Here is a 19,561-nt window from a genome sequence, read left to right on the forward strand (position 1 = left end):
CCGTCAGAGCTTCAATTCTGCACTGCCAGTGCGATCTTCGCCATCGACAGAGCCTGAGTTGCTCGGTCGATGACGATCCGCTGCGCGAGGTCGATGTGCGCCAGCAGCAACGCGCGTGCCGCAGCGAGATCCCCCTCCACGACGGCCGCACAGATGGCAACGTGTTCGTCGACGGTGGACGCGATGCGCTCCCGAGTCAGGGAATCGAACATCCGCACCGGTCGTATCCGTGCGTTCACCGCACGAAGAGCCTCGGCCAACGCAGGATTGCCCGACGCCGCCAGCAGCGTCACGTGGAACCATTCGTCCCGCGCGACGAAGTCCGCGTCCGGGTGCGGAAGCGACGACCTCGCCTGCGTCCAGTCGTTCAGGACCTCGCGGACCGCGGTGGCGTCGTGCGGCTGGGTGTCGACCCGGTCGATTCCTCGGAGCTCCAATGTCGTGCGGAGTTCGTAGAGGTCGGCCAGATCGTCGAGACGTGGCCGGTACGGAAAGAGGCCCGCGTCGAGTCGCTGCACCAACCCGTCGGCGAGAAGACGCGCCATCGCTTCTCGGACGGGCGTGCGCGACACCCCGTACGCCTCGGCGAGTTTCTCCTCGCCGAGGCGTGTCGTCGGATCGAACACTCCCGCCATCAGATCCTGGCGGAGCGCGACGTACACCTGTTCGCGCAGAGGTCCTCCGCCGCTGATCGCGGTGTAGGGCACATCTGTCATGTTCGTGGTCGCCGCTCAGATCGCCATCGCTGCACGAACGTCGGCTTCCGAATCGGCCCCGCCGGTGCCGCTCGACGTGATTCGGCCGGCCTCGAGAATGTAGTAGTTCTGTGCGGATTCCAGAGCGAAGCCGATGTGCTGCTCCACCAACAGGACACCGAGACCGCCGCGCCGGGTCAGATCCAGGATGGTGCGCTCGATCTCGGCGACGACCGACGGCTGAATGCCCTCGGTGGGCTCGTCGAGAATCAGCATCTTCGGTTCGGTGATGAGTGCCCGGGCGATCGCCAACTGCTGACGCTGCCCGCCGGACAACAGTCCGGCACGACGGGTGAGGAGCTCCTTCAACGCGGGGAAGAGGTCGAGGGCCTCGTCGATCAGCGCTTTTCCGCGTTTACGGCCGTCGGCGACGACCTGCAGGTTCTCGGCCGTCGTCAACTGCCCGAAGGACTGTTGCCCCTGGGGGACGTAGGCGAGACCACGCGCGACGCGGGCACTCGGGCGTAGCGCGCTGACGTCCTCACCGTCGAACATGACCTTGCCCGAGGTGACCTTCAGCAGTCCGACAGCGGCGCGGAGCAGCGTCGTCTTCCCTGCACCGTTGTGTCCCATGACGGCGGCGACGCCGTCGGCCGGAACGGTGAGCGACGCACCGTGGATGACCTCGCTCCGGCCGTACCCGGTGCGTACGTCGATCAGCTCAAGCATGACTGTCTCCTTCTTCTGCGATCTGATCGAGTTCCTCGCCCGCCGCTGCGGTACCGAGATACACCTCCTGGACCTTCGGGTCGGCCTGGACCTCGGCGACGGTTCCCTCCGACAGGATTCGGCCTCCGGCGAGGACCGTCACCGACGTCGCGAACGCGCGCATGAAGTCCATGTCGTGCTCGACGACGACGACCGTGCGCTCACCGCCGATGCGGCGCAGCAGTTCACCTGTCTCCTCCCGCTCCTCGTGACTCATACCGGCAACGGGCTCGTCGAGCAGAAGCACATCGGCGTTCTGCACCAACAACATTCCGATCTCGAGCCACTGCTTCTGGCCGTGCGCGAGAATGCCCGCCGGCTTGTCCCGGTGTGCCTTCAGACCGATCGTCTCGAGCGCCTCCTCGATCTCGTCCGACACCGTCTTGCGTTTACGCAGCATCGTCGACCACGTGCGTCCCGATCCCGCTGCGATGTCGAGGTTCTGCAACACGGTGAGCTGCTCGAAGATGCTGGCGGTCTGAAACGTTCGACCGACGCCGAGCCGCGCGATCTGGTGCACCTTCTTGCCGAGCAGTTCGACGCCGGACTTGGTGACCGATCCCGTAGCCGGGACGAGTCCGGTGATGGCGTCGATCAGCGTCGTCTTGCCTGCACCGTTCGGGCCGATGAGAAATCGGAGATCACCCTGCATGAGAGTGAGATTCACGTCGGTGTTGGCCTTGAAGCCGTCGAAACTGACGGTGAGACCGCGGACTTCGAGGTACTGGCTCGACATGCCTGCGTTGCCACCGAACGTGGGCTGATGCCCCTCCACGTGGATCATTTGACGAGCTCCTTCTCCACGGTGTCGACGGTGACCACGTCGTCACCTGCCTTCTTTCGTTTCCGGAGTGCGAACAGTCCCGCCACACCCGCTGGGAAGAATCCGACGACGACGACGAACAGCAATCCCTGTGCGTAGGTCCACCCGGACGGGAACTGCTCCGAGAGTGTGGTCTGAGCCCACGCGACGCCGAGCGCGCCCAGCACCGGCCCCAGGAGTGTGGTGCGTCCGCCGATCGCAACGCCGATGAGGAAGGCGATGGACGGGACGATGCCGACGTCGTTGGGTGAGACGATCCCGACGATGGGCACGAACAGGGCTCCGGCGAGGCCGGCGAAGAACGCGGCTGCGACGTACGCGACGATCTTGATGTTCGCCGGGTCGTATCCGAGGAAGCGGACGCGCTCCTCCTGGTCGCGAACGGCGACGAGCAGCTCACCGTACCGCGAGTACATCAGCTGACGAGTGATGGCGACGACCGCGAGCAGAACACCTGCCGCGATGAAGAAGAGCATCTGCTTGTTGGCGGGGTCGTTCAGGTTGAAACCGAAGAACGTGCGGAATCGGTTGAGCCCGTTGGACCCGCCCGTGCTCTGCTGACCGATCAGCAGGATGGCGAACGCAGCGGCCAGCGCCTGACTGAGGATGGCGAAGTACGCACCCTTGACCCGACGCTTGAAGACGCCGAGACCGAGGACGAGTGCGACGAAAGCCGGGATGAACAGGATTCCGAGGATCGTGACGAGCGGAGACTGGAACGGAACCCAGTACGACGGTAGCTCGCGAATACCGGCGATGGACATGAAGTCCGGGACCGCGTCGCCGCGGATGTCGGCGTCGGAGATCTTGAGGTGCATCGCCATGATGTACGCACCGAGCCCGAAGAACACACCCTGACCGAGGGTGAGCATTCCGCCTCGGCCCCATGCCAATCCGATGCCTACCGCAACGATGGCGTAGCAGATGAACTTGCCGAGAAGATTGAGCCTGAACTCGCTCAGAACAGCCGGTGCGACGGCGAACAGGAGGATCGCGGCGATGGCGAAACCCAGCCATGCTCCACGTTTCGCGACGAAGGTTTTCACACCAAACTCCTTGTCTTGACCGCGAACAGACCCTGCGGGCGGGCTTGGAGGAAGATCACGATGAGGACGAACAGAATGACCTTGGCAATGGACGCCGTCGTGTTGTACTCGATGAACGAGTTGACGATGCCGAGTGTGAACGCGGCGATCACCGCGCCCTTGATCTGGCCGAGGCCGCCGACGACGACCACCAGGAACGCGTCGATCAGATAGCTCTGCCCGACGGTGGAACTGGTGGAGCCGATCAGCGTCAACGCCACACCGGCGACGCCGGCGAGGCCGGACCCGATGAAGAACGTCGAGATGTCGGTCTTGCGGGACGAGATACCCGACGTCTCGGCGAGATCGCGGTTCTGCACGACCGCGCGGATGCGTCGACCCATCGGTGTCGTCTTGAGCGCGAACGACAGTGCGAGAACGCAGAGTACGGCGAGAACGAGAATGAAGATCCTCGTCTTGGGGACGACGGCTCCGAGGATGTCGACACCGCCGGACAACCAGCCGGGGGAGACGACGTTGACGGCCGGAGCGCCGAAGATGTCGCGGGCGAGCTGCTGGAGAACCAGACCGACACCGAAGGTGACGAGCAGTGTGTCCAACGGCCGGTGATACATGCGCTGGATGAGCGTGACCTCGAGCAGGACGCCCATGGCGCCGCCGACGAGGAATCCGACGATCAGAGAGATGAACAGCGACGCTCCGCCGGTGGAGACGATCTGCTGCACGACGTACGCGGTGTACGAACCGGCCATGATGAACTCACCATGAGCCATGTTGATGACGCCCATCTGACCGAACGTCAGCGAGAGTCCCAGAGCGGCGAGCAAGAGAATCGATCCGATACTCAGGCCGGTGAACAGCTGCCCGACTACGACATCCATGTAAGGCTCCTTTACAGGCCCCTCCGTGCGCGCACATGCCGGCCCTGGCCTGCATGTGCGCGCACAGCGGGGACCGGGGTCAGTTGAGGTCGGCGGCCCAGTCGTAGGTCTCCAGGAACGGGTCGGGCTCGATCGGTGCCGGCGACTCCCAGACCGTGTAGATCAGGCCGTCGGGACGGATTTCACCGATGCGCGCGGTCTTGGAGATGTGGTGGTTGTCGCCGTTGATGACCACTTCACCCTCGGGGGCTGCGAAGCTCACGCCGTCCGCCGCGGCCTGAATGTCGGCGACTGCGAACGAATCTGCCTTCTCCACGGTGTTCTTCCACAGGTACACCGAGGTGTACGCGGCTTCCATCGGATCGGAGGTCGGCTTGTCGGCGCCGTACTTGGCCTTGTAGTCGGCGACGAACTTCGAGTTCTCCGGTGTGTCGACCGTCTGGTAGTAGTTCCACGCCGTCAACTGACCCGCGATGTTCTGCGCACCGATGCCCGCGACCTCTTCCTCGGCAATGGACACCGAAATCACCGGCATGTCAGCGGCATTGAGGCCGGCATTGGTGTATTCACGGAAGAACGCGACGTTGGAGTCGCCGTTGAGCGTGTTGAACACGGCGTCCGCGTCGGCGGAGCGAACCTTGTTGACGATGGTGGAGAAGTCGGTGGACCCGAGCGGCGTGTAGTCCTCGCCCTTGATCTCGATGCCGTTGGCTGCGGCGTACGCCTTGATCTCGCGGTTGGCGGTCTGCGGGAAGACATAGTCGCTACCGACCAGGTACAGCGAGGTGACGCCCTGCTCCTTCAGGTAATCCAGGGCGGGGATGATCTGCTGGTTGGTCGTGGCGCCGGTGTAGAAGATGTTGTCCGACGCCTCGAGGCCCTCGTATTGCACCGGGTAGTACAGGAGTGCGTCGTTGTCCTCGAAGACCGGAAGCATGGCCTTGCGCGACGACGACGTCCACCCGCCGAATACTGCTGCGACACAGTCACTGCTGATGAGCTTCTCGGCCTTCTCCGCGAACACGGTGGGCTCGGACGCGCCGTCCTCGGCGACCACCTCGATCTGCTTTCCGTTGACGCCTCCCGACGCGTTGATCTCCTCCACGGCCAGGGCGATCGAATCACGTACCGTCACTTCACTGATCGCCATCGTGCCGGACAGGGAGTTCAGCGAACCGACCTTGACGGTGTCGCCCGAGGTGTCGACGCAGGATTCGGTGGCCCCGCCACCCTCGCCCGATGCCGTGTCACCGGCCCTGCTGCCACATGCAGTGAGGGTCAGTCCGACCATCGCCAGCGCTGCGGGGAGCACCAGTGCCTTGGTGGCGAACTTGCTGGAAGGAAGAGCAGGCATCGCGGAAGCCCTTTCGCTTGTATACGGAGTTGTATTCGCGATTGCAGACAGTAAAGGGGAAGTATTGCGCCGATATGTTCCGCGGTGACGAGTTCGTTGCACGGATTACGCGGGTGTAAACAACCGGCCGTCGATCGAAATGACAAGCAGGGTTGACATCCGGTGACAAGTTCGCTTGACTTTTACCTATGAGAGACGCGGCGAAGACCACCGACGCGCTGAAGATCAACTCGGTGCGCGAGCACCGCAAAGCGGCGCGGCTCACCCAGGCCGAGCTGGGCAAGATCTGCGGAGTCAGCAGGCAGAGCATCGTGTCGGTCGAGGGCGGCGATTACGCCCCGAGCGTCTACCTCGCGATCAAGCTGGCAAAAGCACTGGGAACGACCGTCGAAACACTCTTCGAAACGGAGTAGAGATGAGCACCTTCACAGCGGTGATGCAGTACATAGGTGACCTCGACGACGAATTCTACGACGACGAACGTCAGCGCGATGTGTGGAACGAGGCCTCGGCCATAGGGTTTCAGCTGTTCGTCTGGACTCTGCTGATCGCCGGATCCGTTCTCCCGTGGGTGGCAGGCGTGACAGGCAGTTGGATCACGCTCGGCGTGCTGGCCGTGTTCTTCACGGTGTCGTCGATGGTTCTGATGTACGCGAAGGCCCGAGGCCTCGACATGTACACCTCCCAATCACTGGCTCGCCCACGGATCTACCTGTGCACCGGCGTGTACCTGATCGCGGCGTTCGGCGCGATGATCACCCTGGCTTCCGAATACCTGAGCGCAGGAGGTACAGCCGTGTTCGTCGGTATGGCCATCGGAGCGTGCGTCGGCGTCGGGTGCGGGGTGCACGGCCTCGTTCGCAAGCGTCGACTCGGCCGCGAGGCCGAAGCTGCTGCCGAAGCAACCGAGTTGCAGGAACTGACGAAGGAGCAGATATGAACGCGTTCGTGAAAGCACTCCGATTCGTCGGCGATCTGGACGACGAGTTCTACGACGACGAACGTCAGCGTGATGTGTGGAACGAGGCGTCGGCCATAGGGTTTCAGCTCTTCCAGTGGGCCTCGCTCGTCTCTGCCGCGGTGTTGCCGTGGGTGGCAGGCAGCACCGGGGCATGGGTCGGCCTCGGCATCCTCGTCACCCTCACCGTGATCAACGTCCTGACCATCGGTTACTCGGCGGCGCGGAAGGTCAACCTGTACACCGCGTCCAAGATCAACCGGGTGCGCGGACTCGTCGTCGCGGTGGTGCTGGTCATCGGATACGTCGGGGCGTTGATCAGGGTGCAACCGGACACGTTCTCCGACGCGAGTTCCTGGGCAGGCGGTGTTGTCGGGGCCGTCGTCGGCGGTGGAGTCGTCGGGCTCGGGGTGTGGTGGATGCGTCGTCGCAACGCCCGCTTCGAAGCCGAGGCGGACCAGTGACCCGATGGCTAGGGTCGAGTGCATGAACGCACAGCAGATCGCCGACGGTACCTGGGCTCACCTGTGGACGCCTGGAGGCTGGGGTCAGACGAACACCGGCCTGATCGTCGGCGACGGTGCGGCGTCGATGGTGATCGACACCGTCTGGGATACTGGCAGGGCCGACGCCATCGCATCCGAAAATCGCTCTCTCACAAGACGATCACCGGTCACCGACGTGGTCAACACGCACTCGGACGGCGACCATTGGTGGGGTAACGACACGGTTCCGTCGGACGCCAGAATCATCACGAGCACAGCGTCGTTGCACGCGATGAAGGAGGAGACACCCCCGTCGGGCGTACACCTGTTCGCGTCGTTGGGGGCATTGGCAGGTCGGCTACCAGGGCCCGTCGGAGCAACCGGGACTTACATGGACCGTGTGCGGGGCGGCGCGACCTTCCCCCGTACCTCGCCGCGGCTACCGGATCACACCTTCGACGTGACGGAACGGATCGACGTCGGAACCAGAGCCGTACAACTCAGATACCTGGGGCCCGCGCACACGGCGGGAGACCTGATCGCCCACGTGCCCGACGTCGGTGTCGTGTTCAGCGGTGACCTACTGTTCATCGGTTCGACGCCGATCCTGTGGCACGGGCCCTTGTCCAACTGGATCGACGCACTCGATCATCTACTGGCGCTCGACGCCGCCGTGTACGTGCCCGGTCACGGACCACTGTGCGGTGCCGACGAGATCCGCGCGGTCCGCGAGTACTGGACCTGGGTCGACGACGCCGGCCGCCAACACTTCGACGCCGGTGTCGAGTATGCGCATGCGGCACGAAACATGATGCAGTCGAGGGACTTTCAGCCATATCAGGCGTGGGGCTCGCCCGAACGGCTCGTGCTCACCATGTCCACCCTTTACCGCCTGTGGAAGGGCGAGCCTGCAGCCCCGCCGACCCTGCTGCGCCGCGCACGAGCGTTCGCCGACGCAGGGGCGCTGCTGCGGGCAATAGAATCACGCTGAGTCCAACACTGTGCACGCTGCACCGACGCGGCAATCATCGTCCGAGTGACTCCTGCTCCAGTATTTCAGCGCTACCGCGACCCGGACCTACGCGAGCTCGCGCACCGGAACGAGACGCTGGAGGTGCTGCTCTCCCATCGCTCGGTGCGCAGTTTCACCTCGGACCCGATCGACACCGCCACCATCGAGACCATCGTCGCAGCAGCACAGTCCGCGCCGACGTCGTCCAACCTGCAGGCCTGGAGCGTCGTCGCCGTCCGTGATCCAGAACGCAAGGCACGGATCGCGACGCTGGCAGGTGACCAGGCCTTCATTGCCCAAGCTCCGGTGTTCCTGGTGTTTCTCGCCGACCTGGGCCGTGTCCGGCGCCTGGCCGAACGCCGGGGTGTGCCGTCGGAGGGTGCCGACTACCTGGACTCGACGCTCCTGGGCGCGATCGACGCAGCATTGGCCGCGCAGAACGCCGTCGTCGCCGCGGAGTCACTCGGTTGGGGGACGGTGTACGTGGGAGCCGTCCGCAACGCGCCCGAAGAGATCTCCGACGAGCTCGACCTGCCTCCCGCGGCGTTCCCGGTGTTCGGGCTGTCCGTCGGCCGCTCCGCTGTCGCCACCGACGGCACCGGTCCCGGTATCAAGCCTCGACTGCCGCTGGCGTCGGTTCTCCATCACGACGTCTACGACGCCGAGACGGCCGACTCCGGCATCGACGTCTACGACGAACGATTGGGGGAGTACAACCGCGAACAGGGGCGCACGACGGCATGGACCACCGCCGTGCTCGCACGGCTGCGCGACGCGACATCGCTGAAAGGCCGCGACACCATTCGGGATTCACTCTCCGCCCGCGGCTTGCTCTCCAAATAACAGAAAGACACTCGACGTGCGATTTCAGATTCTGGACATCATCTTCAACCCACCGCACCCGGTGACCGGGGAGGTCGTCCATCCGTCGGACAGGCTGGGTCGCGTCGTCGAAACGGCAGTTCTCGCCGAAGAACTCGGCTTCGATTCCTTCTCCGTCGGAGAACGTCACGCCGGGGACGTCCTGTCCTCGTCGCCGACGGTGATTCTCGGTGCCATCGCCCACGCGACCGACCGGATCCTGCTGTCGACCGGAGTATCCGTCGTCGCCGTCCTCGATCCGATCCGTGTCGCCGAGGACTTCGCGACGATCGACCAACTCAGCCGCGGACGATTCGAACCCGTCATCGGTAAAGGCAACGAAGCACTGCAGTACCCACTGTTCGGCCTCGACATCTCCAAGCAGTACGAGTACCTCACCGAGAACTACGAGCTGCTTCGGCGGCTCGTTCGTGAAGAGCACGTCGACTGGAACGGGACGCACCGGCACCCACTCGTCGACGCGACCACCCTTCCACGGCCGTTCGACGGGCCGTTTCGAATCTGGCACGGATCCGCGACGTCGGTGGAGGCGGTGGACCTGGCCGCGAAGTGGGGAGATCCCATCGTCACCGCCAACGCACTGCAGCCGCGAGAGAACTACAAGGTTCTCATCGATCGATACCGGGAGCAGTACCTCGCACACGGCCACGACCCGGAGAAGCTCTACGTCGGATCGGGTTCCGGCGGACTGTTCCTCGCCGACACCACCGAACAGGCAACCGACGAGTTCCGGCCGATCTACGAAGGGTTCGTGGCCCAGCAGGACAAGCGGCTGGAGCGTAGCCTGCGGAGTGACCTCGGTGGCAAGCACGACCCGGCCGCGAAGGGGAAGGTGACGAGTTTCCGGACCATCGAGGATGCTGTCGAGCGCGGCCCGGCACTGGTGGGATCCCCGGACAGGGTTGCGGAGAAGATTCTCGACTACCACAACAGTTACGGGCACGATCTGCAGTCGGTGTCGGTGAATCATGTGCTGGACTTCGAGCAGCAGAAGGACACGCTTCGCCGCTTCGCGGAGGAAGTGATCCCTCTGGTGAAGAAGGAACTGTCCACGACACTGTGGAGTCCGTTCGACGCCGACCGAGCCAAGGGCTTCACCGCCTCCTGACCCGCTGCGAGTGCGGCGACGCCGCTCAGCGAACGAGGTAGGGAGACACAGAACTACGATGCTCGTCGATGTCCAGGTCCTTGCCCAGGGGAGGGAAGGCGCGTTGAGGGCAGTTCGCCCGCTCGCAGACACGGCAACCCGCTCCGATGGGCGTGGCCACCGACGATCCGTGTAGATCCAACCCGTCCGCGTAGACCAATCGGCTCGCATGGCGGAGTTCGCACCCGAGACCGATGGCGAAGGTCTTGCCCGGTTGGCCGTACCGCGCCGCGCGGCGCTCGACGGTCCGAGCGATCCACAGATAACTGCGCCCGTCGGGCATCTCCGCGATCTGAGTCATGATCTTGCCCGGGTAGGCGAACGTCTCGTACACGTTCCAGAGCGGGCACGTTCCGCCGCTCGACGAGAAGTGAAAGCCTGTCGCCGACTGCCGTTTCGACATGTTCCCGGCGCGGTCGACCCGGACGAAGGAGAACGGAACTCCGCGGAGCTTCGGCCGCTGCAGCGTCGACAAGCGATGGCATATCGTCTCGAAGCTCACCGAGAAGAAGGCCGACAATCGTTCCACGTCGTAGCGGAAATCCTCGGCGATGTCGTGGAACTGGTGATACGGCAGAACGGTCGCGGCGGCGAAGTAGTTGGCGAACCCCAGCTTCGCGAGCTTCTTGGACGCCTCGGACGTGAAACCGCCCTCCTCGACCATCTGCTCGAGCAGGTCCGCGCACTCCAGGTAGGCCAATTCTGCCGCGAACTTGAACACCCGCTGCCCGCCGGACAGGTGGGGCGAGATCTCCAGCAGCCGAGTCTTCGGGTCGAACCGGTGCAGAACGTTCTCGCCCAGATCGATCCGATTGACGATCTGCACCTCGTGCACCGTGCGTAGGCGTTTGGCGATCTCGTTACCGACGTCGGCCCGGTGGAAGCGGATCCGCGACGTCAATTCCTCTGCCGCTGTGTCCAATTCGTGGAGATAGTTCTGCCGCTGATAGAAGTAGTCACGTACCTCCTCGTGCGGCTTGCTGATCGACCCGCTGCCACTACCGTCGGCGAACCGCTCCTCGGTCGCCGCGGCGAGCTGAGCGGTGGTGTTGCGATACCGACGATGCATGTTGACCATCGCTCGTGCCAACTGCGGATGGGAGGACACCATCTGCGCGATCTCGTGTGCGTCGGCGACGATGCCCATGTCCTGATCCAGCGCGACTTCGCGCAACTCGGCCACCAGCCTGGTGTCGTCCTCGGACGAGAAGAACGACGTGTCGACGCCGAACACCTCGGAAATTCGCAGCAGGACCGGGACGGTGAGAGGCCGCACGTCGTGTTCGATCTGGTTCAGGTAGCTCGCGGAGATCTCGAGCTGTCCGGCAAGTGCGACCTGACTCATCTTGCGTTCCGTGCGTAGTTGGCGCAGGCGCACGCCGACGAACGTCTTGGGCATGCGCTCAGGTTACGCCTGCGAAGAAATGCGTTAACAGGCTTTGCCTGCAGTGCACGAACAAATTCGCGGTGGTCCGTGGATCACAATTCGGGGCCTGAGCGGAACAACCGGGCGCCGGGAGGCGTATACCGATAGGTGTTGTTTCGCATAAGTAATTAAGAGGGAGGCTCATCATGTCCGACAATTTTCGTGAACTCGTCCGCGACGCCGTCGTGCTCGTGGCAGGCATCGTTTTGGTGGCCTCGACCATCTGGCTTCCGGTCGACGGTGACACCGGCGTATCCGGAGCCATTCTGATTCTCGGTCTGCTGTCCGCAGGCACCGCGCTGTGGGCGATGTCCGCGGCGTCGCGGTCGAGTCATTGGGCGCATGTCGTACTCGGAGCGGCTCTCGCTGTGTCGCCGGTAGTGCTCGCGTTCCCGGCGGGACTCGTCACGGCAGATCTGTTCGCGCTCGTCGGCGGCGTCGTCATTGCGGCAATGGGTGTTCTCGGCGTAGCAACCGGCCGGAGTGACATCCGGCCGAGCGTGCTCCTGGCGTCGTCCCCCGGACGTGTGCGGGTGCGTAGCTGACGCTGTTCACTTCTCGACCGAAAGCAGCCCCGGCACGATGCCGGGGCTGCTTTCTGCGTACAGGACCGAGCGACCGTGTGTGATACTGGTCACAGCTGCTGTCATCTGGCTCGATTCAGACGATTTCATGAAAACAGTACGTTTGTCCGGTTGGAACGGTCGGACGGTTTTCGTAAATTGCGTTCATGAACTGCGCTTTCGTCCTACTGGCGAGTAGCAAAGCTCTCCGATCGGGCGGTGGCGATCCAGCGTCGATCTTCGCAAAGTTAGCAAGGGTTGATTGAAACCTAACCAAGATTGGCACTTGTAACAGGTGGACGGCCCTTTTTGGGTGTGCCACTCTGTGGAAGAACACCCGCACGGCCTGGCAACGATGTGAAGAATTCGAGCACCGAGTCGGCCGTATCGCACATCCGATAGAGACTGGAGCTGAGATGTCGACCACCGGCACCCCGAAAACTACAGAAGAAATCCAGAAGGATTGGGACACCAACCCTCGCTGGAAGGGCGTGACGCGCAACTACACCGCCGAGCAGGTTTCCAAGCTGCAAGGCTCCGTCGTCGAGGAAGCAACCCTTGCTCGCCGCGGCTCCGAAATTCTTTGGGACCTCGTCAACAACGAGGACTACATCAACTCGCTCGGCGCACTGACCGGCAACCAGGCCGTTCAGCAGGTCCGCGCAGGCCTCAAGGCCATCTACCTCTCCGGTTGGCAGGTCGCAGGCGACGCCAACCTGTCCGGACACACCTACCCCGACCAGAGCCTGTACCCGGCCAACTCGGTGCCGCAGGTCGTTCGTCGCATCAACAACGCACTGCTGCGCGCCGACGAGATCGCCCGCGTCGAGGGTGACACGTCGGTCGACAACTGGCTCGCTCCGATCGTCGCCGACGGCGAAGCCGGCTTCGGTGGTGCCCTCAACGTGTACGAGCTGCAGAAGGCCATGATCGCGGCCGGCGTCGCCGGATCGCACTGGGAGGACCAGCTCGCCTCGGAGAAGAAGTGCGGCCACCTCGGTGGCAAGGTGCTCATCCCGACCCAGCAGCACATCCGCACGCTGACCTCGGCGCGTCTTGCTGCCGACGTCGCGGACGTTCCGACCGTCGTCATCGCCCGCACCGACGCCGAGGCCGCCACGCTTCTGACGTCCGACGTCGACGAGCGCGACCAGCCGTTCCTCGACGGCACCCGCACAGCAGAAGGCTTCTACGGCATCAAGAACGGTGTCGAGCCCTGCATCGCGCGCGCCAAGGCTTACGCGCCGTACGCAGACCTCATCTGGATGGAGACCGGCGTGCCGGACCTCGAGGTCGCCAAGCACTTCTCGGAGTCGGTTCGCTCGGAGTTCCCGGACCAGCTCCTGGCGTACAACTGCTCGCCGTCCTTCAACTGGAAGCAGCACCTGGACGACGCGACCATCGCTAAGTTCCAGCGTGAGCTCGGAGCGATGGGCTTCAAGTTCCAGTTCATCACCCTCGCGGGCTTCCACTCGCTCAACTACGGCATGTTCGACCTGGCGCACGGCTATGCCCGCGAAGGCATGACCGCGTTCGTCGACCTGCAGGAGCGCGAGTTCAAGGCTGCAGCAGAGCGTGGCTTCACCGCCATCAAGCACCAGCGTGAGGTCGGCGCAGGCTACTTCGACTCCATCGCCACCACGGTCGACCCCAACACCTCGACCGCAGCGCTGAAGGGCTCCACCGAAGAGGGCCAGTTCCACTGAGCTAGTCCGCCTCCCCGGATAGTCAGCGCACCAGTCAGGCGGTCCCAGCGTTTCGCTGCGGGCCGCCTGATCTGTATCGCCCGGGTTCTGGGGGTACCCGGTCAGAGTTACCCCACCTCGCCTACAGCTGTTGTCGTGTATGCATCGAAGGAGTCCGCCGTGACGGTCGAGAGGGTGGGGATTGTCGGCGCCGGCCAGATGGGGGCCGGGATAGCAGAAGTCTGCGCCCGGGCGCACCTCGACGTTCTGGTCTACGAGCACACTCGCGAGCTGACGACCGTAGGACGCACACGCGTCCTACGATCGTTGGACCGCGGCGTCAGCAGCGGCAAGATCACCGAACGCGAACGCGAACAGGCAGCGTGCACACTGCGCTTCACGACCGATCTCGACGACTTCGCGGATCGGGAACTCGTCGTGGAAGCCGTCACCGAGGACGAGGACATCAAGTCCGACATCTTCGCTCGTCTGGACGCAGTGGTGACGGACCCCGGCGCAGTCCTCGCGTCGAACACGTCGTCGATCCCGATCATGAAACTCGGTGTCGCGACGGCCTCGCCCGACCGAGTCGTCGGGCTGCACTTCTTCAATCCGGTGCCGGTTCTCCCTCTCGTGGAGCTGGTCACCACCGTGAAAACCAGTGACGCAGTGGCCGAACGCGCCGAGAAATTCGCCGGCGACGTACTCGGCAAGCAGGTCGTCCGCTCGGCGGACAGATCCGGGTTCGTGGTCAATGCGCTGCTCATTCCTTACCTGCTCTCCGCTGTTCGGATGGTCGAGTCCGGGTTCGCCACCAAGGAAGACATCGACAAGGCGACGGTGCTCGGTCTCGCGCATCCGATGGGGCCGCTCGCGCTCGCAGATCTGATCGGACTCGACACGGTCAAGTCCATCGCGGATTCCATGTACGCCGAATTCGGCGAACCACTCTTCGCCGCCCCGCCGCTGCTTCTTCGTATGGTCGAATCGGGTTCGACCGGTAAACGCACAGGCGCAGGGTTCTATCGCTACGAGAACGGCCGGGTAGTGAAAGAGCCCTCGTGAGCGAATGTAGGTGTCGGGACACATTTCCACTCACGACCGCGATAACTTGGTGGTGCGCACACGGCGCGTCCGACGACGTTAGGGGAGAGCGAATGAGCAAGTCGAAGAAGTCCGGTGGAGTGCTGCCGAAGGCGTTCGGTATCGGACTGGCCGCGACGGGCGCAGCTCACTTCGTAGTTCCCGAGGCATTCGAGCCCATCACCAAGCGGCCGTTCCCGAAGGACACCCGCGACTGGATCACGCGCAACGGCGCAACGGAACTGGTCGTCGGAGCCGCCATTGCGTACCCGAAGACACGCAAGATCGGTCTGGTCGGCCTCGGTGCGTACGTCGGTTGGCTCGGGTACAACATCGCTCGCAACAGCTGAAGCCCGGACGAGAATGTAGCGAACGCCTCCCGCCGAACGGGAATTCCCTGCTCGCAGTGCTTTCACCTGGCTAAACATGCCTCGGCCGTTTGCCAAGCTACTGATGCGTAGGTAGCAATGTAGTCATGACTTCAGCTACCGCGTACACAGCGACAGCCCCCGATGCACCGCTCGAGAAGGTGACGATCGATCGTCGCGAGCTCGGACCGAAAGACGTCCTCATCGAGGTCAAGTTCGCCGGCATCTGTCACTCCGACATTCACACCGCCCGCAACGAATGGGGCGGCACCACGTACCCGGTGGTCCCGGGCCACGAAATCGCAGGCATCGTTGCCGAGGTCGGCTCCGGCGTCACCAAGCACAAGGTCGGCGACCGCGTCGGTGTCGGCTGTTTCGTCGACTCGTGCGGCGAATGCGACGCCTGCCTGGCAGGCGAGGAGCAGTACTGCTTCAAGGGCGTCACCCAGACCTACAACTCCAAGCAGGCAGACGGGTCGATCACCCAGGGCGGTTACTCGACGCACATCGTCGTGACCGAGGGCTTCGTGCTGTCGATCCCCGAGGGCATCGAACTCGACGTAGCCGCACCGCTGCTGTGCGCCGGCATCACGCTGTACTCGCCGCTCAAGCACTGGGGTGCAGGCCCGGGCAAGAAGGTCGCCATCATCGGGATGGGCGGACTCGGCCACGTCGGCGTCAAGATCGCCCACGCCCTCGGAGCCGAGGTCACCGTGCTGAGCCAGACTCTGAGCAAGGAAGAGGACGGCAAGCGCCTCGGAGCCGATCACTACTACGCGACCTCCGACAAGGAGACGTTCAAGAAGCTGCGCGGCGAATTCGACCTGATCATCAACACCGTCTCTGCCGAAATCGACATGGACAAGCACATGTCGCTGCTCGCGATCAACGGCTCGCTCGTCATCCTCGGACTGCCGTCGGAGCCGATCGAGGTTCGTGGATTCACGCTCGCCGCGAACCGTCGTAGCCTCGCAGGCTCGATGGTCGGCGGTATCGCGCAGACTCAGGAAATGCTCGACTTCTGCGCGGAACACCACATCGGCGCCGAGATCGAAACCATCCCGGCCGACAAGATCAACGAAGCCTACGAGCGCGTCCTGAAGAGCGACGTTCGGTATCGCTTCGTCATCGACGCCGACACCTTCTGATCCATTCCTGTGGGCGGCAGGTAGCGACGGGCGCTACCTGCCGCCCACAGGCGTAACGTCGAAGTCGGGTCGGAAGATGTTCTCCGCAAGGAAAGGACACTTTCATGAAGACTTCGTCCAGCCGTCACGGCAAGATGGCCGCTGCCGGGCACAGTTCTGCCGGCCATGCACTGGTCGACGCCCATCCCGACGCCGCGCGGTATGCACTGATCACGGTCGGTGTGCTCGCGCTCGTCCTGTTCGCACTGTCGGCCTTCAACGGTCTCGGCACCGTCGCCGTCATCGCAGGTTGTGTGTGCGTCGTCGCGATGGCGTCGGCGATGGGTCTCGTCGGCGGAACAGGGCACCCCGACTCCTGACCCGGTCGGAGAAGTCCGTCGCTAGCTGTCCGCGAGACGCTGTTTCTCCACCTCGACGTCGAAATCGGCTTTCGGCCAATCGAGGTCGAGCTTCTGCAGTGCATCGATCAGCAGCTCGGTCACCGCCAAGCGTGCGTACCATTTGCGGTCGGCCTGAATGACGTGCCACGGTGCGTAGTCCGTGTTGGTCCTGTCGATGACACGCTGGTACGCGGTGCGGTACTGCGGCAGGAATCCGCGTTCGGTGACGTCTCCCGGGTTGTACTTCCAGTGCTTGTCCGGCCGATCCAACCTCTCCTGCAACCTGCTTCGCTGCTCTTCCGGAGAAACGAACAACGCGACCTTCACGATGTGCGTGCCGCCGTCGACCAACTCTTTCTCGAACGCGTTGATCTCGTCGAACCGCGGTTCCCAGACCTGACGCGGAACAAGGTCGTGGACGGCGACTACCAGCACGTCCTCGTAGTGCGAGCGGTCGAAAACCCCGATCCGTCCACCGCGGGGCAGGGCGTTTCGGATACGCCACAGGTAGTGATGCTGCTTCTCCGCCTGCGTCGGAACTCCGAACGACGCCAGGTCGACGCCCTGCGGGTCGACCATTCCGATGACATGGCGCACCATGCCGCCTTTGCCTGCGGTGTCCATGCCCTGAAGTACCAGAAGGATCGAGCGCAGATCACCGGACCGGCCGTTGGCGTACAGCTTCTCCTGCAACGCAGAGAGCACCTCGCCGCGCTCCGCGAGCAGCGCCTGCCCGTCGGTCTTGGTGCCTTCGAAACCCGGTGTCAGTGAACAATCCAGGTCCGCGACGGACGTCTCGTCGGTCGCGCGGAGGATCTCGGCCGCAGGGGTCGACCACAGGTTGCTGCTTTTCTTCGAATGCTTCGCCATGATTGGACCCTAGTAGCAGTGTGAACCCTTCTCCGCCGAGAACCGAGATCGCGTCGCGCTGCGCGGCTAATCTGGAGGCATGGCTCCGAAACTGGCAACCGCTGAATCCGTCGCACGTGAACAACTCCTCGACTTCATCCGCCCACGTCATCATTCGACGCTCATCACGCACAAACGCGATGGTGGCCTACAGGTTTCACCGGTGACATCCGGCGTCGACTCCGAGGGTCGCATCGTCATCGCGTCGTACCCCGAACGTGCCAAGGTGGCCAACATCAGGCGGAACTCCGCCGTCACCGTCTGCGTTCATTCCGACGAATGGAACGACGCCTACGTCCAGATCGACGGAACCGCTGAAATCCTCGACGTGCCGGATGCCGTCGAACCGCTCGTCGAGTACTTTCGCAGCATCGCCGGGGAGCATTCCGATTGGGACGAGTACCGCGAGGCAATGCTGAAGCAGGGAAAGTCGTTGATACGCATCACGATCGAATCCTGGGGTCCCGTCGCCGAAGGTGGCTTCCCGCCCGGGAGAATGTGACAAGCCCACCCGGGAAGAATGTGACAAGCCCGCCAGGGAGAATGTGACGGCTCAGCAGTTGCTGGGTGCGGGGCCGCCGGTGAAGCGGTCGTCGACCCAGGTTTCGACGAGGGTGCCGGGGTCGACGTCGTGGCCTTGGCCTTCGAGGCGGACGGCCAGCAGGGTGTCGCCGAGGCTGCATGCTCGTTCGAGCGCGGCTTCGGTCCAGGCGGGTTTCACCACGGTGTCCTCGGAGCCGTAGACGGCGAGGATCGGTGCGGGTGACGCTGTGCGTGGCAGCGAGTAGTCCTGCATGCGGCGCGTCAGTTGTTCTGCGGCTGCGGGAGTCGACGCGGTGGTGTCGCCCGGCTGGACGTCGGCGGCTGCGGCGGCTTGTGCCTCGCTGCTCGCGGTGCTGCATCCGACGAGGTCGTCGAGGTTGCCGGCGAGGGCTCCGTGCAGGTGGTCGGCGGGGTCGATGGACGGGTCGACGCGGGCGGCACCCTCGACGATCAGTGGGTACACCGCCCGCTGGCCATCTGCTTCGCCCGACGTTCCCGAGCTCTGGGCTTCGATGATTCCGGGCGAGATATCCAGCGCGGGAGACAGGACTGCGGCGCCGCGCAGGTCGAGACCGTCTCCGTACACGCCGTCCAATTCGTTTGCAGCCCATGCTGCTTGGCCACCCTGTGACCAGCCGACGGCGACCCACCGAGTCGACAGGCGCGGGTCGAGGTTGCGGGCGGCGCGGACGGAGTCGATGACGTCGAAGCCCGCGGTACGCGGTTCCAGATACGGGTGTGCCGGCGAGTCGACGGTGCTGCTCAAGCCCTGGTAGTCCGTGTATGCGACGGCGTATCCGCGTTCGAGGAAGCGCGACACCACATCGGCGTCTCCGGCGAGGTCTCGCTTCTCGGACGGGGCGCACCCGGGGGAGATCCCGACGGTTCCGTGCGCGTACGCCACGATGGGCCGTCCGCCGATGGGGACGGGGCCGTCGGGGACGAACACTGCTCCGCTCACCTGGGTCGGGCTACCGTCCACGCCGGATGCGGAGTTGTACACGACAGTCGCCGCGGTGGTGCCGGCCGGAAACAGTGCTGGATCGAACGGCGTCGTCGTGGAACTCGACACGACGGTGCCGCGCGCGGCGATGGTCTCGGCCGTGGCGGTGGGGATGCTCGTCGAATATGCGGGCGGCTGGGCGGCCGAGTGTGCGGGCGGCTGGGCGGGTGAGTGTGCGGGCGGCTGGGCGGCCGTGGAGCTGCACGCCGCTGTGAGTGCTGCGCATACGGCGATCACCGCCGCGCCTCCCGCCGGACCTGCTGTCGGTTTCGCCGGCAGGAACCGGGGAGCGCGAGAACCGAACACGCGTCGATCCAACCACGGTCGGCAGTGCGGAACCAAAGTGGTTTCGATGACAACGACGAGCGGCCCCGCTCCACTGTCGTGGGGCGAGGCCGCGGG

The 19,561-nt window shown here is 64.1% G+C and carries 22 protein-coding genes; 13 read left to right on the forward strand and 9 right to left on the reverse strand.

Annotation, left to right across the window (positions count from 1 at the left end):
- Positions 1-11: 11 nt before the first annotated feature.
- The 6 genes from CH293_RS15535 to urtA form a co-directional block, all read right to left on the reverse strand.
- Entirely contained in the window at positions 12-716 is a 705-nt protein-coding gene (locus CH293_RS15535; RefSeq protein WP_176460024.1) for a GntR family transcriptional regulator, read from the reverse strand.
- Positions 717-731: 15 nt separating this feature from the next.
- On the reverse strand, positions 732-1,424 hold the full coding sequence (gene urtE, locus CH293_RS15540; protein WP_020112559.1) for an urea ABC transporter ATP-binding subunit UrtE: 693 nt from the start codon (positions 1,422-1,424) through the stop codon (positions 732-734).
- Positions 1,417-2,247 carry an urea ABC transporter ATP-binding protein UrtD gene (gene urtD, locus CH293_RS15545; RefSeq protein ID WP_094720725.1) on the reverse strand — a complete coding sequence of 277 codons (831 nt, stop codon included), beginning with the start codon at positions 2,245-2,247 and terminating at the stop codon, positions 1,417-1,419. Before urtD ends, urtE begins: the two co-directional genes overlap by 8 nt.
- The gene (gene urtC / locus CH293_RS15550; protein ID WP_094720726.1) at positions 2,244-3,332 is read right to left on the reverse strand and encodes an urea ABC transporter permease subunit UrtC; all 1,089 of its coding nucleotides are present in this window, start codon (positions 3,330-3,332) and stop codon (positions 2,244-2,246) included. Before urtC ends, urtD begins: the two co-directional genes overlap by 4 nt.
- Positions 3,329-4,213 (reverse strand): urea ABC transporter permease subunit UrtB, encoded by an 885-nt coding sequence (gene urtB, locus CH293_RS15555; RefSeq protein ID WP_037114051.1) that lies wholly within the window; start codon positions 4,211-4,213, stop codon positions 3,329-3,331. Before urtB ends, urtC begins: the two co-directional genes overlap by 4 nt.
- A gap of 79 nt (positions 4,214-4,292) precedes the next feature.
- Positions 4,293-5,567, reverse strand: a complete 1,275-nt coding sequence (gene urtA / locus CH293_RS15560) for an urea ABC transporter substrate-binding protein (RefSeq protein ID WP_020112557.1) — start codon at positions 5,565-5,567, stop codon at positions 4,293-4,295.
- A 188-nt stretch (positions 5,568-5,755) separates the two neighbouring features.
- Between urtA and CH293_RS15565 the strand changes: the two genes are divergently transcribed.
- Genes CH293_RS15565 through CH293_RS15590 form a run of 6 tightly spaced genes read left to right on the forward strand, consistent with a single transcriptional unit; the run spans position 5,756 to position 10,012 of the window.
- A complete protein-coding gene (locus tag CH293_RS15565; protein WP_037114054.1) occupies positions 5,756-5,980 on the forward strand; it encodes a helix-turn-helix transcriptional regulator in 225 nt (74 codons plus the stop codon).
- Positions 5,981-5,982: 2 nt separating this feature from the next.
- Positions 5,983-6,507, forward strand: a complete 525-nt coding sequence (locus tag CH293_RS15570) for a hypothetical protein (RefSeq protein WP_094720727.1) — start codon at positions 5,983-5,985, stop codon at positions 6,505-6,507.
- The gene (locus CH293_RS15575) at positions 6,504-6,989 is read left to right on the forward strand and encodes a DUF2029 domain-containing protein (protein ID WP_094720728.1); all 486 of its coding nucleotides are present in this window, start codon (positions 6,504-6,506) and stop codon (positions 6,987-6,989) included. Before CH293_RS15570 ends, CH293_RS15575 begins: the two co-directional genes overlap by 4 nt.
- Before the next feature lie 22 nt (positions 6,990-7,011).
- Entirely contained in the window at positions 7,012-8,001 is a 990-nt protein-coding gene (locus CH293_RS15580; RefSeq protein ID WP_094720785.1) for an MBL fold metallo-hydrolase, read from the forward strand.
- Positions 8,002-8,046: 45 nt separating this feature from the next.
- The gene (locus tag CH293_RS15585) at positions 8,047-8,865 is read left to right on the forward strand and encodes an NADPH-dependent oxidoreductase (RefSeq protein ID WP_019666570.1); all 819 of its coding nucleotides are present in this window, start codon (positions 8,047-8,049) and stop codon (positions 8,863-8,865) included.
- Positions 8,866-8,881: 16 nt separating this feature from the next.
- A complete protein-coding gene (locus tag CH293_RS15590; protein ID WP_037114061.1) occupies positions 8,882-10,012 on the forward strand; it encodes an LLM class flavin-dependent oxidoreductase in 1,131 nt (376 codons plus the stop codon).
- Positions 10,013-10,037: 25 nt separating this feature from the next.
- Here CH293_RS15590 and ramB read toward each other — a convergent pair whose 3' ends face one another.
- Positions 10,038-11,450, reverse strand: a complete 1,413-nt coding sequence (ramB, locus tag CH293_RS15595) for an acetate metabolism transcriptional regulator RamB (RefSeq protein ID WP_037114063.1) — start codon at positions 11,448-11,450, stop codon at positions 10,038-10,040.
- Positions 11,451-11,623: 173 nt separating this feature from the next.
- Here ramB and CH293_RS15600 point away from each other — a divergent pair, with 173 nt between their 5' ends.
- From CH293_RS15600 to CH293_RS15625, 6 genes are all read left to right on the forward strand, one after another.
- The gene (locus CH293_RS15600; RefSeq protein WP_037114066.1) at positions 11,624-12,022 is read left to right on the forward strand and encodes a hypothetical protein; all 399 of its coding nucleotides are present in this window, start codon (positions 11,624-11,626) and stop codon (positions 12,020-12,022) included.
- Positions 12,023-12,456: 434 nt separating this feature from the next.
- Entirely contained in the window at positions 12,457-13,746 is a 1,290-nt protein-coding gene (gene aceA / locus CH293_RS15605; RefSeq protein ID WP_037114069.1) for an isocitrate lyase, read from the forward strand.
- Between the two features lie 159 nt (positions 13,747-13,905).
- Positions 13,906-14,790: a 3-hydroxybutyryl-CoA dehydrogenase gene (locus CH293_RS15610; protein WP_037114071.1), complete on the forward strand. Its 885-nt coding sequence runs from the start codon at positions 13,906-13,908 to the stop codon at positions 14,788-14,790.
- A gap of 92 nt (positions 14,791-14,882) precedes the next feature.
- Positions 14,883-15,158, forward strand: a complete 276-nt coding sequence (locus CH293_RS15615) for a hypothetical protein (protein WP_094720729.1) — start codon at positions 14,883-14,885, stop codon at positions 15,156-15,158.
- Between the two features lie 125 nt (positions 15,159-15,283).
- Entirely contained in the window at positions 15,284-16,324 is a 1,041-nt protein-coding gene (locus CH293_RS15620) for an NAD(P)-dependent alcohol dehydrogenase (RefSeq protein WP_037114077.1), read from the forward strand.
- Positions 16,325-16,428: 104 nt separating this feature from the next.
- Positions 16,429-16,683, forward strand: a complete 255-nt coding sequence (locus CH293_RS15625) for a hypothetical protein (protein WP_094720730.1) — start codon at positions 16,429-16,431, stop codon at positions 16,681-16,683.
- A 21-nt stretch (positions 16,684-16,704) separates the two neighbouring features.
- Here the strand turns inward: CH293_RS15625 and CH293_RS15630 are convergent, their stop codons facing one another.
- Positions 16,705-17,574 (reverse strand): polyphosphate kinase 2 family protein, encoded by an 870-nt coding sequence (locus tag CH293_RS15630; protein ID WP_094720731.1) that lies wholly within the window; start codon positions 17,572-17,574, stop codon positions 16,705-16,707.
- A gap of 79 nt (positions 17,575-17,653) precedes the next feature.
- Between CH293_RS15630 and CH293_RS15635 the strand changes: the two genes are divergently transcribed.
- The gene (locus tag CH293_RS15635; RefSeq protein ID WP_037114084.1) at positions 17,654-18,115 is read left to right on the forward strand and encodes a PPOX class F420-dependent oxidoreductase; all 462 of its coding nucleotides are present in this window, start codon (positions 17,654-17,656) and stop codon (positions 18,113-18,115) included.
- 51 nt (positions 18,116-18,166) lie between these two features.
- Here the strand turns inward: CH293_RS15635 and CH293_RS15640 are convergent, their stop codons facing one another.
- Positions 18,167-19,396: a lipase family protein gene (locus tag CH293_RS15640; protein ID WP_255122874.1), complete on the reverse strand. Its 1,230-nt coding sequence runs from the start codon at positions 19,394-19,396 to the stop codon at positions 18,167-18,169.
- Positions 19,397-19,561: the final 165 nt, after the last annotated feature.

The organism is Rhodococcus sp. 14-2470-1b, from assembly GCF_002259415.1.
In the GTDB taxonomy this organism is placed as follows: domain Bacteria; phylum Actinomycetota; class Actinomycetes; order Mycobacteriales; family Mycobacteriaceae; genus Rhodococcoides.